Origin of the sequence: Pseudomonas sp. p50(2008) (assembly GCF_015351605.1) — a bacterium.
Classification (GTDB): Bacteria; Pseudomonadota; Gammaproteobacteria; order Pseudomonadales; family Pseudomonadaceae; genus Aquipseudomonas.
On the sequence record NZ_JACMYF010000006.1, the window covers coordinates 492,822 to 506,049 of the forward strand.

The window sequence follows — 13,228 nt, forward strand, 5'->3', positions numbered from 1 at the left end:
GATTTATGAAGCCGCAACTCAGTCTGTTGACCCTCTGCGTGTTGCTCGGCGCGTGCGGCAGTCCCGCTCAGCGTCCGGACAGTGGTATTGCCCCTCCCGCCGCCTGGCAGTCGCCCCACAGCGAGAGCGCGACTCGCAGCAATGTGCAGTGGTGGTCGCAGTTCGGCAGCCCGCAGCTGGATCGCCTGGTCGAGCAGGCCAGGGTCGGCAGTTTCGACCTGTCCGCCGCCATGGCCCGGGTGCGCCAGGCGCAGGCGGAAACGGTGGTTGCCGGTGGCTCGCAACTGCCGGAGGTCAAGGCCGGCCTGAATGCCAATCGCCAGAAACTGTTGCGCGGCAATGGCTACAGCCAGCTGGATGCCGACAGCAGCAACAAGGCGGTGGACTACTTCGACGCCAACCTCAGCGCCAGCTACGAAATCGATTTCTGGGGCGGCCAACGGGCGTCTCGCGACAGTGCACAGTTCGCTTTGCAGGCCAGCGAATTCGATCAGGCAACCGTGGAGTTGACCCTGCTCAGCAGCGTCGCCAACGGCTACGCGCAAACCCTGTCACTGCAGGAGCAACAACGCATCGCCGAGCTCAACCTGGCCAACGCACAGAGCGTGCTGAAACTGGTTCAGACGCGCTTTGACTCGGGCTCGGCGACAGCACTGGAGCTGGCGCAACAGAAGAGCCTGGTGGCCGCGCAACAACGGCAATTGCCACTGGTGCAGCAACAGACGCAGGAGGCGCAGATCAGCCTCGCCGCCCTGCTTGGCCGGCCGGTGCAACAGCTGTCCCTGGGGCAGGAACGTTTCGATCAACTGACCTGGCCGACGATCGCGGCCGGGTTGCCCAGCGAGCTGATCAGCCGTCGTCCGGACATTGCCCGCGCCGAAGCGCAACTGGCCGCCGCACAAGCCGACGTCACCATTGCGCGCGCCGCCATGCTGCCTACCGTCACCCTGAGTGCCGAACTGGGCTCGGGTGCGGATCGCGCGGCGGATATCCTGCGCAGCCCGTTTTACAACCTCACCGCCGGGCTGCTTGCGCCGGTGTTCAACAATGGTCGCCTGGGTGCCGAGCGTGACAAGGCTACGGCCCGTCAGGAGGAGCTGCTGGAAGCGTATCGCGGGGCAATCATCAATGGCTTCGCCGACGTGGAAAAAGCCCTCAACAGCATTCGCGGGCTGGATGAGCAGCGGCAGTGGCAAGGGGAAGAACTGAATCAGGCGCAGACAGCCTTCAACATTGCCCAGAGTCGCTATCAGGCCGGGGCCGAGGATTTGCTGACAGTGCTGGAAACACAGCGAACGCTGTATGCGGCGCAGGATTTGAATGTGCAACTGCGGCTGGCGCGGATGCAGGCGAGTATTGCGCTGTACAAGGCGTTGGGTGGGGGGTGGCAGGTTTTGTGATTTTGGGTGTCTGTGAGGGCCCAATCGCGAGCAGCCTCGCTCCCACACTGATCTCCAGTGAACACGGAATCTGTGTTCAACAATGATCACCTGAGGGAGCGGGCTTACCCGCGATGAGGCCGGGACATCCAACATCACTGCCACCTGCCAAACCGCCATCGCGGGCAAGCCCGCTCCCACAGGTTTATGAGTCGTACATGGAATTTGCGGCTTACATCAATCCTGTGGGAGCAAAGCTTGCTCGCGATGAACGATAACGCGGTCTCAAGCCTGGCTTTATTTGGCCTTCAAATGCCGTGCATACCAAGGTCGTTGCGGTACTTTGCGCAACAGGTCCGCGAGTTTCTTCTCGTCCTCGCCGAAGGTAATGCGCAACGCCAGCTTCATGGTTTCCGGGTCCATTTCCACCGACTTGCCCGGCTGCAAACCCGGCGTGGTGCTGCAGCCATGGGTGCCCGGCCCCAGCCAGGGATCATCAATTTCAACCCAACGCCCCGGCGCGAACCACGCCACGCCGTTGACCTCCAACCGATTCACCTCGCCCGGATGAAACCGCTCATGAGCCCGGAACCAATCTTCCAGGCGATCATCGATCCAGCCGTGAAAATGCCAGAACACCGGGTTCACGTGGGACGAAAACGGGTCGCCGAGAAAGTCGTTTTCCGCAGCGAACCAGCGCGCGGAAAAGTCCGACGGATCCCGCGCAAACGGCACCGGCTGGCCGTTGGACGGGTCCCGCGGCACCGAGGCCCAGCGCATGTGCAGCCAATCGTGCAGGCCTAATTCGACCTCCGAGCCGAACTGGCCCAGGGTCAGCTTCGACAGATAACGCGGATCGCGATAGCGCGACTCCCACACCTGAAAATTGCTGTGGTAGGTCTCGGCGGTTTTGATGTCGGCGACCCACTGCGAGTACTCGGCGTCGTCGTCCGCCAACCAGGTCGGTGGCAACGCTGTGCCGTCGTGATTATCGAAATACGCCGCGAAGCCCACACGATCGCGGACCAGTTCCGGTTGCGGCAACGGGAAGTGCGGCCACGAGGGTAGATCCTGCATCGAACGCGCCGTACCGAGCATGTGCCGGTGCATGAAGAAAAAGTCCACGCCGGACCCATTGCGATCCTTGCGCGCGCCACGGGCATCGCGCTCCTTATCGCGCGGGCCGGGCTGCCAGCCAATGCCGCGCAAAGCATTGCGCTTGTCTTCGGGCAGCGTGTGCCACTTGTCCCGGGAGGCGTGCCAGAGCTGGTGAAACAGGCGGTGTTCCGGGGAAATCAGCCAGGCCAACAGCGGCGCATTAAGGCCCGTGCGCTCCCGGGCTTCGGGAAAGGTGCGTTTGACGGCGATGAACCGATTGTCCTGGGCGGTCAGCATCAGCGGCCGATCCAGGTTGAGCACCCGACCACTGAGCGTGCCGCTGCCGGCATTGCCAAACCCGGCCCACACCTCGTCCAGGGACATGCTGAACTCGTAATCCGGCGTGTCGTGCAGCGCATTGGCGCTAATCAGTCGCCAGCTCAGTTCGGCAGGTTTGGCATCTGCCAGATCGCCCAATACCCGGTAGCGCGGCGCCTCGCTAGCCCGCAACCGCTCGGCGGTGTCGAGAAACCCGATCAAACCGCGACCCTTGTGACCGACGTCGAGGAACACTTCCAGACCGTCCCGAGGCAAGCCTTCGAGACCGCCGTCCTGCCCCTCGAAACGAATCTGCCAGACGCCACGCAAGGTGTTCGCCAGATGCTGGCCGGCGACATCCGCCACGTCGAACGAGGCTTCCCCGGGGGTGATCGTCGGATCCGGTTTGCTCCATTCGCGATGCCCATAAAAAGCCGCGGGCACGGCGGCACCGGTCAGCGCCAGGCCTGCCATGAACCATCGTCGAGAAATCGTCATTGCCCTACCTGTGTCAGCCATGAAGCAGGCTTTATCCAGCTAGAACGTTTGTTGCTGCCGTAAATTTAAGAGCATCGCGAGCAAGCTTTGCTCCCACAGGATCGTGGGAGAACTGCAGTCCCTGTAGAAGCAAAGCTTGCTCGCGATGAGGCCCGCAAATTCAATTAAATTTCCAACCTGCAAACTCGTTCTTCCCAGATAGCAAAGGCCCCTGCGCCCGCATCGGGGTGGCGAACCTGACTGAGATGGCAATGACAAAACCACGTTCGAAAAAGGCTCTTTACCTCGGCCTGCCGCTGGCGCTGGCCATCACCGCCGGAGCCGGCTATGCGGCCTGGGATTACTGGTTCAAGGACAATCCTGGTTACCCGGTGAAGGTGATGAAGCAAGCCGATGAGCTGCAAGAGCGCATCCTTTCCTTCGACAGCCACGTCACCGTCCCGCTGGACTTCGGCACCGCCGGCAACGAAGCCGACAAGGACGGCACCGGCCAGTTCGACCTGGTCAAGACCGGGCGCGGTCGTCTGTCCGGCGCAGCCCTGACCATCTTCGGCTGGCCGGAAATCTGGAACGGCGAAAACGCACCCCACCGCCCCACCGCCGGGTTCGTCGACGAGGCGCGGTTCGAGCAGGAAACCCGCTACAAGATCATCAGCACGATGGTGCGCGACTTCCCCAACCAGGTCGCCATCGCCTACACCCCCGACGATTTCCGGCGCCTGCATGGCGAAGGCAAGTTCGCGATTTTCCTCAGCATGCTCAACGCCTACCCGCTGGGCAACGACCTGAACGCCCTGGACACCTGGGCGGCACGGGGCATGCGCATGTTCGGCTTCAGTTACGTGGGCAACAACGCCTGGGCCGACTCCTCCCGCCCGCTGCCGTTTTTCAATGATTCCCGTGACGCCCTTGGCGGCTTGTCGGAGATCGGCCAGCAGGCCGTGCATCGTCTCAATGACCTCGGGGTGATCATCGATGTCTCGCAAATGTCGACCAAGGCACTGGAACAAGTCGCGCAACTGAGTCGCACGCCGATAGTGGCCTCGCATTCGGCGCCGCGGGCGCTGGTGGACATCCCGCGTAACCTCAGCGACCAGGAAATGCAACTGATCAAGAACAGTGGCGGCGTGGTGCAGATCGTTGGTTTCCCGACCTACATCCGCCCGCTCAGCCAGGCCACTCAGGACAAGCTCAACGCCCTGCGTGCGCGCTTCGATCTGCAGCCCTTGCAAGGCCTGGAAATGGCCTTGATGCCGGGTGATCCGATCATCACCGTCTGGTCCGAGCAGCGCTTCGGCGAGTACGCCAGCCAGCTCTACGCGATTGTCGATGAAGAGCCCAAAGCCACACTCAAGGACTATGGCGACGCGATTGACTATGCGGTGAAGAAAATCGGTATCGACCATGTCGGCATCAGTTCCGACTTCAACGACGGCGGCGGTCTCGATGGCTGGAAAGACGTCAGCGAAGCCCGCAACGTGACGGCCGAACTGATCAGCCGCGGCTACAGCGACGCCGACATCGCCAAGCTCTGGGGCGGTAATTTCCTGCGGGTCTGGGACCAGGTGCAGCAGTCGTCGAAACCTGTGGCGAACCACTGATTTTTCTCTTTTGCAAAAGCGAACCGATCTTATGACCAACCGTCGTTCATTCCTCAAGCAGGCCGGCCTTCTTGCCGCGGGCCTGCCCTTGGGTGCCGCTGTGAACCTGCCGGCATTGGCCGCCAATCCAGCGCCGTTGCCGAAGGACAAATGGACGCAGTTGCGTCAGCTGTTCAATCAGGATCCGGACTACCTGCACTTCGCCAACTTCCTGGTGACGTCGCACCCGAGGCCCGTGCGCGAAGCCATCGACAGGCACCGCGCCAACCTCGACCGCAACCCCGGCCGAGCCATGGACTGGGACCTGGGGGAAACCGAGAAACGCGAACAGGAAGTTCGCGCGTGGGCTGCTCGTTACCTCAAGGCCACCCCTGAACAGATCGCCCTCACCGGCAGCACCACCGAGGGTTTGTCGCTGATCTACGGCGGCATCCATGTGCGCCCGGACCAGGAAATCCTCACCACCGAACACGAGCACTACGCGACCAATTACACGCTGGATTACCGCCAGCAGAAGGACGGGGTGAAGATCCGCAAGCTCAAGCTGTTCGAAAGCAGTCGCGACATTTCCGAGGACGAAGTGCTGGCGTCGATCGCCCAGGGCATTCGCCCGAACACCCGTGTGCTGGGCATGACCTGGGTGCAGTCGGGCAGCGGCGTGAAACTGCCCATCGGCGAAATCGGCAAGCTGGTGGAAGAGCTGAACCGCAACCGCGACGAAAAAGACCGCATTCTGTACGTGGTCGACGGCGTGCATGGCTTCGGTGTCGAGAACCTCGATTTTCCTGACATGCATTGCGACTTCTTCATCGCCGGCACGCATAAATGGATGTTCGGTCCACGGGGCACCGGAATCATTTGCGCCCGCTCCGCCGAGCTCAAAGACGTGACGCCAACCATCCCGACCTTCTCCGAGGCAACGTCCTTCTCGACCATCATGACCCCCGGCGGCTATCACAGCTTCGAGCATCGCTGGGCCCTGGATGAGGCGTTCAAGCTGCACCTGCAATTGGGCAAGGCCGAGGTGCAGACACGCATTCATGCGCTGAACACCTATGCGAAAAATCGCCTGCTGGAACAGTCGCAGATCGAACTGGTGACGCCGCAAAGCCCGGCGCTGTCGGCTGGCTTCACCTTCTTCCGGATCAAGGACCGCGACTGCGAAAAAGTCGCTGCGCAGTTGATGGCAAACCGCGTTGTCTGCGATTCCGTGGAACGCGATGTTGGTCCGGTGATTCGCATTGCCCCGGGGTTGCTCAACACTGAACACGAGATCGACCGATTTATGGCCCTGCTGAGCAAGACAACCTGACGATGCACACCTGCGCACAGGATCAAAGGCATACAGGCTCATGTGGCGAGGGAGTTCACGCCCGCTGGGCTGCGCAGCAGGCCTCTGCTTTTGAGGTAAAGAGCGGGGTTGCTTTGCAACCCAACGGGGATGAATCCCCTCGCCACAATGATTTGTTGCTCATACCTCCGTTTTTCTTTACTCGAGATGACTCATGAATCGAGATCTGCCGACACTGCCACTCAAGGCGCTTGCCCTCACTGCACTCATGGCCGCTCTTGCACCTGCCACCGCCGTGGCCGCCACGCCGCCACAGCCGGGCAAGGTGTTCAAGGACTGCCGGGACTGCCCGGAAATGGTGGTGCTGCCCGCTGGCACGTTCACCATGGGCACGCCGGATGATGAAGTCGGGCGCGAGCCCGATGAAAGTCCGATGCATGCGGTGACCTTCGCCAAGCCCTTCGCCATGAGCCGCTTTCAGGTCACCGCCGGTGAGTGGGACAGCTACGTGCGCGACAGTGGCGTGACCATCGCCAATGGCGACACAAGGCCCGGTCGTGAGTGCGTCGCCAGCAAACCGCGTTACCCCCAGGGCCCGCGCCAGCCTGCGGTGTGCATGAACTTTGACGACGTGAAAAACTACGTCGACTGGCTTTCGAAAAAGACCGGGCAGACGTACCGCATGGTCAGCGAAGCCCAACGCGAATACGCGGCGCGTGGCGGTACCAAGGGACCGTTTCCCTTCCCGTTCGACGAGGGCAAGGAATACAGCATCGCCAAACACGCCAACACCTACGGCCCGGCGGACGGCTATAGCTACAGCTCGCCGGTGGGCAGTTATGCACCGAACGCGTTCGGCATGTACGACATGCATGGCAACGTCTACGAATGGGTCGAAGACTGCGAGCATCCGAACTACGTCGGCGCCCCCACCGACGGCAGCGCATGGGTCGAAGCCAAGTGCGAAGCGGTGCGAATTCGCGGCAACGACTGGGGTGAGGCTCCGGTGTTTTCCCGTTCGGGCAATCGCAACAGCCAATACCCGCAGGAGCGTGGGGACTGGATAGGGTTCCGGATTGTGCGCGAGCTATAAACAACACCCTTACCCTGTGGGAGCGAGCTTGCTCGCGATGACTGCGTCTCAGTCGATAGGTATGTCGGCTGATAGTCCGCTATTGCGAGCAAGCTCGCTCCCACAGGGTCATGTGTTTGAGTCGCGATACCCGCCAGTCGGCGCCCCTCTAAATTAAGCCTGCGACCAGACGTTCTACTGGGTATCTGCCTTTACACCCAAGGAACTGTCTTCCATGACCCAGCCTCCCCGTGGCGCCATCGGCGAGTTGTTCGCCTTGCTGAAACCGTTTCGACTCATCGTCGCTGCGTCCATTTTCCTGGGCATGGTCGGCGGTCTGAGCGTCACGGTCTTGCTGGCGACCATCAACAACGCCCTGCATTCGGACACCGGCCTGACCCAAGGCGTGGTCGCGTTGTTCGCGGGGCTGTGCCTGTTGGCGTTGGCCAGCTCGATCTGCTCGGACATCGGCACCAATTACGTCGGCCAGCACATCATCGCCAAGCTGCGTAAACAGTTGGGTGAAAAGGTCCTGTCGGCGCCCATTGAACAGATCGAGCGCTATCGCAGCCACCGCCTGATTCCGGTGCTGACTCACGACGTCGACACCATCAGCGACTTCGCGTTTGCCTTCGCGCCACTGGCGATTTCCGTCACGGTGACCTTGGGTTGCATGGGTTATCTGGCGATGCTGTCGTGGCCGATGTTCCTGATCATGGTCGCTGCGATCCTGATCGGCACAGCCATCCAGGCCTACGCTCAAAGCAAGGGTGTGCAAGGTTTCATGGCCGCCCGCGATGCCGAAGATGAGCTGCAAAAGCACTACAACGCGATTGCCGAAGGTGCCAAGGAACTGCGTATTCATCGCCCACGCCGCCAACGCATGTTCGTCTCGGGGATCAAGTCCACGGCCGAATTCATCTGCAACACCCAGGTGCGCTCGATCAACACCTTTGTCATCGCCAAAACCTTTGGTTCCATGCTGTTCTTCGTGGTGATCGGCCTGGCACTGGCACTGCAAACCTACTGGCCGAGCGCTGATAAAACCGTGATGAGCGGCTTTGTGCTGGTGCTGCTGTACATGAAAGGTCCGCTGGAACATTTGATCAGCACCCTGCCGATTGTCAGCCGCGCGCAAATTGCCTTCCGCCGGATCGCCGAACTGTCGGAGCAATTTTCCACCCCCGAACCGCATCTGCTCCTGAGCGATCAGGGGCAGGTCAAACAAGCGGTGCACGAACTGAAACTCGCCGATGTGCGTTTCGCCTTCCCTGCCGCCGAAGGTGCTGCGCCCTTCCAGCTGGGGCCGGTGAACCTGACGATCAAGCAAGGCGACATCACCTTTATCGTCGGCGAAAACGGCTGCGGCAAGACCACGCTGATCAAGCTGCTGCTGGGGCTGTACACGCCGCAGCAAGGGGAAATCTGCGTCAATGGCGAGGCGATCGACGCACAGAACCGCGACGACTACCGCCAGTTGTTCACCACGATCTTTGCTGACTACTACTTGTTCGATGATGTGGTTCAGGGCGACCAACACATTCCCGAAGATGCCAACAAGTACCTGCAACGGCTGGAGATTTCGCACAAGGTCAGCGTCAAGGACGGCAGCTTCACCACCACCGACCTGTCCACCGGCCAGCGCAAACGCCTGGCCTTGGTGAATGCCTGGCTCGAGGAACGTCCGGTGCTGGTGTTTGACGAATGGGCGGCGGATCAGGACCCGACCTTCCGGCGAATCTTCTACACCGAGCTGCTGCCCGACCTGAAGCGCCTGGGCAAGACCATCATCGTGATCTCCCACGATGACCGGTATTTCGATGTAGCGGATCAGTTGGTGCGGATGGAAAGCGGACGGGTCATCACCGAACTCGCCCCGGCCTGATACCCGTGCCGGACTGAACATTGATTGATGGTGATGGATTACCTGTGGCGAGGGGATTCATCCCCGTTGGGCTGCGAAGCAGTCCTTTTTTTGGGGCTGCTGCGCAGCCCAACGGGGCGGTGCGACGTTTCGCTAAATCCCCTCGCCACAATGACTTCACCTCAGGTAAGCGTCTTGCCACAGAACCGGCTCATGTCTTCATTTCAAAATTATTTCCAGTTTTTTTTCCGGTTTCCTGTCTGCGCCCCGTCTTAATAATCATTCTTATTAACAAAAAACGCTGCACAACACTTTTTCAGGAGCTCAGGTACGTAATGCGACCTCTCACACGCCGCACACCTCTCGCGCTGGCCGTAAAGCGCCCGACTTTGCATCGCACCCTGTTCACCAGCGTATTGCTGAGCGCCACCTTGCTGGGGAGCTCGATGGCCAATGCTGCACCTGTAAAAGTGAGTATTGCGGTACAGCCACTGTCCAGCGCACTCACCGAGCTGGGCATGCAGACCAATCTGCAGATTCTGTACAGCCCGGACCAGGTCGCAGGGATCAAATCCCGCGCTGTGTCCGGTTCGCTGGAGCCGTCGCAAGCCCTGTCGGAACTGCTCAAGGGCACCGGCATCTCGTTCCAGATCAACGGCAACACCGTGACCCTGATGTCCGGTGGCGGCGCGAGCCTGCAACTGGGCGCAACCACCATTTCCGGCCAGGCCCTGGGCCTGACCACTGAAGACACCGGCTCCTACACCACCGGTGCGACGACTACGGCGACCAAGCTGCCGTTGACCCTGCGTGAAACGCCGCAATCGGTGACCGTGGTGACGCGTCAGCAGATGGACGATCGCGGTGCCCAGAGCATCGCTGACGTACTGCGCAACACACCCGGCATCTCGGTTCAGCAATATGACAGCGACCGTACCGAGTACTCGGCCCGCGGTTTTGCCATCACCAACTTCCAGTACGACGGCGTCAACACCATCTACGACGGCGTGTACGACGAAGGTGCAACGCACGTCGACATGGCGACTTATGACCGTGTCGAAGTCATCAAGGGCGCCACTGGCCTGATGACCGGTTCGGGCGACCCTTCGGCAACGGTCAATCTGGTGCGCAAAAAACCGACCAAGGAATTCAAGGCATCGATAACCGGCACTGCAGGCTCGTGGGATAACTACCGTACCGAAGGCGACATCTCCGGTCCGCTGAACGATACCGGCACCGTGCGTGGGCGCTTCGTCGGCGCCTATCAGGACAAAGATTCCTACATCGATCACTACAGCCAGAAGAAGGACGTGTACTACGGCATCCTCGAAGCCGATCTCACGGACGACACCCTGCTGACCTTCGGCATCGACAATCAAAGCGTGACCCCACGCGGTTCTTCCTGGACCGGTAACCCGGTGTACTTCTCCGATGGCGGTCGCACCGACTTCTCTCGCAGCTTCAACCCGGGCGCCGACTGGAGCCGTCGTGACTTCGACACCACCACCTACTTCGCGTCCCTCGAACAGGCGCTGGCCAACGACTGGAAACTCAAGCTCAGCCTCAACCAGAAAACCACCGATCACGATACCCAACTGGCCTCGGCCAGCGGCGGCAACCCTGATCGCGCCACCGGCGAAGGCATGTTTCTCTACTGGGGTCGCTGGGAAGGCCATCGCGTTCAGGACACGGCAGACGTGAACGTGTCCGGACCGTTTACCCTCGGCGGTCGCGAGCACGAACTGGTCGCCGGGTTCATGGCATCGCATTCGCGCCAGACCGGCGCGACGTTCGATACCAGTGCATTCGAAATGGTCCCGGGCAGCATCTATGACTGGAACGGTACCCTGCCCAAGCAGGAGTTTCCGAAAAACGGCAAATACGAACGTACTCAGAGCCAGAACGGCATCTACCTCGCCACTCGCCTGCGTCCGACCGACGACCTATCGTTCATCCTCGGCAGCCGTCTGAGCACCTTCAAGTACAACGAAGATTATTCCTATAACCCGGGTGCGGGTCTGGACGACACCCACGCCAGCTACAAGGAACACGGCGTCGTCACGCCCTATGCCGGTGTGGTCTATGACCTGAACGACACGTACTCGGTGTATGGCAGCTACACCAGCATTTACCAGCCGCAGATCTACAAGGACGTCAACGGTTCGACCCTGGCGCCGGTGGAAGGCAATGCTTATGAAACCGGTCTGAAAGCGGCCTACTTCGAAGGCAAGCTGAACGCCAGCCTGGCGTTCTTCCGTATCGAGCAGGACAACGTCGCTGAATCGATCGGCACCAACCCGGTCACCAACGAAGGCATCTACAAGGCCATCGACGGCGCCACCACCAACGGTGTCGAACTGGAACTGGCTGGCGAAGTGGCCCCAGACTGGAACGTGTCTGCCGGCTACACCTATGCACGTACTCGTGACCAGGACGAGCAGCGCATCTTCGGCTACCCGCTGTCCACGTCCAAGCCTGAACACGTTGTTCGCACGTTCACTACCTATCGCCTGCCTGGCGCGCTGAACCAGGTGACCATCGGTGGCGGCGTGAGCTGGCAGAGTGCGTTCTACGGCAAGATCTACAGCGCACCTGCTGGCGACTACACGCAGATCAAGCAAGCCGGCTACACCCTCGTGGACCTGATGACCCGCTACGCGTACGACGATCACCTGAGCTTCACCGTCAATGCCAACAACGTCTTCGACAAGAAATACCTGACGGGCCTGGGTAACTTCGACACCACCTTCTACGGCGAACCGCGCAACCTGCAGCTGACCGCGAAGTATGATTTCTGAACGATAAGCTGAAATGAGAAATGCCCGCTTCGTGAGAGGCGGGCATTTTTTTGGGTGATGGTTTAGTGCTGAATGTGATGCCGTCTTCGCGAGCAAGCCCGCTCCCACAGTGAGCGGTGGTGTGGCTGGATCTTGTGATCAGCACCAAACCCTGTAGGAGTGAGCCTGCTCGCGATAGCGGACCAACAGTCACTCAAAGGTGCCTGTCATGTCGCTATCGCGAGCAGGCTCACTCCTACATTTGATCTTCAGTGAACACACAGGTCGTGCAGATCCGGGATCACATGTGGGCCGGCGGTTTGGTTTTTCGTCTCACAAACGTGCACGCACCCACTCTGCCACTTGCGCATGAATCCCCTCCACTTCGCTCAACAACCCGCCCATGCGCATGAAGTCGTGGGTCATGCCTGGCTGTTCCAGCAGCGTCACTTCGTTCCCCGTTTCTCGCAGTCGCTCAGCGTAGGCCAGCCCTTCGTCGTGCAAGGGGTCATGTCCGGCGAGGTAGACCAGGGCGGGGGCGATGCCTGACAGGTCAGGCGCCAGCAATGGTGAGCAGCGCCAGTCGGCGAGGTCTGCGGGTGTGCGGCTGTAGTGGGCGTAGAACCAGTCCAGGGTCGGGGTTTCGAGCAGGTAGCCTTCGGCGAAATCCCGATGAGACGCGCGTTGGGTGGTGGCATCGGTGACCGGGTACACCAGCACCTGGGCCCTGGGGTTCAGTGTGAGTTCGGCCGGTTCACGCACGGCCATGATCGACAGGACCGTGGCCAACGTGGCACCGACGCTGTCGCCGGCCAACGCCACGCGTGTGGCATCGAGGCCGTGTCGCGCACCTTCGCGCACCAGCCAGTTGCCGGCATCGCAAGCGTCCTGCACCGGGGTCGGGAAACGCCATTGCGGGGCCAGACGATAATCCACCGTCAACAGGGCGAACCCGCCTTGCGCGGTCAGGCGTCGGCACAGCGCATCGTGAGAGTCGAGGCTGCCGACCACGTAGCCACCGCCGTGAAAATACAGCACCACGGGTTGCAAGCCGTCGCCTCCCTGGCCGTCACGATACAACCGCGCCGGCAGGCTGAAGCCGTCTCGCGCGGTGATCGTGAGTGACTGGCAGGACACCGATTCCAGCGGTGTATCGAGGAAGCCCGAGGAGGCTTCGAAATCGATCCGTGCCTGCTCCGGGGTGAGTTCGTGCATGGCGCGGCTCTTGCCGGTCATGCGGCCGAACTCGGCGAGTTCGAGGAATGCTTCGAGTTCTGGCAAAACAGGCATGGGATGAATCCTTCTACACAAATAGGTCAATACAGAATTT

At 60.8% G+C, this 13,228-nt stretch carries 8 protein-coding genes; 6 read left to right on the forward strand and 2 right to left on the reverse strand.

Translation table 11 applies throughout. From position 1 onward, the window contains the following. Positions 1–5 precede the first annotated feature (5 nt). Complete coding sequence (locus H7698_RS19550) at positions 6–1,400, forward strand: efflux transporter outer membrane subunit (RefSeq protein ID WP_194692519.1); 1,395 nt, start codon at positions 6–8, stop codon at positions 1,398–1,400. A gap of 276 nt (positions 1,401–1,676) precedes the next feature. On the opposite strand, the gene pvdP is transcribed toward H7698_RS19550, so the two are convergent. Beyond that, the gene (pvdP, locus tag H7698_RS19555) at positions 1,677–3,293 is read right to left on the reverse strand and encodes a pyoverdine maturation tyrosinase PvdP (RefSeq protein ID WP_194692520.1); all 1,617 of its coding nucleotides are present in this window, start codon (positions 3,291–3,293) and stop codon (positions 1,677–1,679) included. A 251-nt stretch (positions 3,294–3,544) separates the two neighbouring features. Between pvdP and pvdM the strand changes: the two genes are divergently transcribed. The 5 genes from pvdM to H7698_RS19580 all read left to right on the forward strand — a co-directional run bounded on the left by pvdM (position 3,545) and on the right by H7698_RS19580 (position 11,919). Beyond that, entirely contained in the window at positions 3,545–4,894 is a 1,350-nt protein-coding gene (pvdM, locus tag H7698_RS19560; protein ID WP_194692521.1) for a pyoverdine-tailoring dipeptidase-like protein PvdM, read from the forward strand. 31 nt (positions 4,895–4,925) lie between these two features. Next, entirely contained in the window at positions 4,926–6,206 is a 1,281-nt protein-coding gene (pvdN, locus tag H7698_RS19565; protein WP_194692522.1) for a pyoverdine-tailoring periplasmic protein PvdN, read from the forward strand. A gap of 193 nt (positions 6,207–6,399) precedes the next feature. Continuing rightward, positions 6,400–7,278, forward strand: coding sequence for a dihydropyoverdine dehydrogenase (pvdO, locus tag H7698_RS19570; RefSeq protein WP_194692523.1), 879 nt, complete (start codon positions 6,400–6,402; stop codon positions 7,276–7,278). A 214-nt stretch (positions 7,279–7,492) separates the two neighbouring features. Next, entirely contained in the window at positions 7,493–9,142 is a 1,650-nt protein-coding gene (locus H7698_RS19575) for a cyclic peptide export ABC transporter (protein ID WP_194692524.1), read from the forward strand. Between the two features lie 314 nt (positions 9,143–9,456). After that, on the forward strand, positions 9,457–11,919 hold the full coding sequence (locus H7698_RS19580; RefSeq protein WP_194692525.1) for a TonB-dependent siderophore receptor: 2,463 nt from the start codon (positions 9,457–9,459) through the stop codon (positions 11,917–11,919). Positions 11,920–12,231: 312 nt separating this feature from the next. Here the strand turns inward: H7698_RS19580 and H7698_RS19585 are convergent, their stop codons facing one another. Next, positions 12,232–13,188 (reverse strand): alpha/beta hydrolase, encoded by a 957-nt coding sequence (locus tag H7698_RS19585; protein WP_194692526.1) that lies wholly within the window; start codon positions 13,186–13,188, stop codon positions 12,232–12,234. Positions 13,189–13,228: the final 40 nt, after the last annotated feature.

What these genes read in the sequence shown, in the direction of transcription:
- H7698_RS19550 (WP_194692519.1), top strand. Translation starts at nt 6, where the DNA reads ATGAAGCCGCAACTCAGTCTGTTGACCCTCTGCGTGTTGCTCGGCGCG.
- pvdP (WP_194692520.1), bottom strand. Translation starts at nt 3,293, where the DNA reads ATGACGATTTCTCGACGATGGTTCATGGCAGGCCTGGCGCTGACCGGT.
- pvdM (WP_194692521.1), top strand. Translation starts at nt 3,545, where the DNA reads ATGACAAAACCACGTTCGAAAAAGGCTCTTTACCTCGGCCTGCCGCTG.
- pvdN (WP_194692522.1), top strand. Translation starts at nt 4,926, where the DNA reads ATGACCAACCGTCGTTCATTCCTCAAGCAGGCCGGCCTTCTTGCCGCG.
- pvdO (WP_194692523.1), top strand. Translation starts at nt 6,400, where the DNA reads ATGAATCGAGATCTGCCGACACTGCCACTCAAGGCGCTTGCCCTCACT.
- H7698_RS19575 (WP_194692524.1), top strand. Translation starts at nt 7,493, where the DNA reads ATGACCCAGCCTCCCCGTGGCGCCATCGGCGAGTTGTTCGCCTTGCTG.
- H7698_RS19580 (WP_194692525.1), top strand. Translation starts at nt 9,457, where the DNA reads ATGCGACCTCTCACACGCCGCACACCTCTCGCGCTGGCCGTAAAGCGC.
- H7698_RS19585 (WP_194692526.1), bottom strand. Translation starts at nt 13,188, where the DNA reads ATGCCTGTTTTGCCAGAACTCGAAGCATTCCTCGAACTCGCCGAGTTC.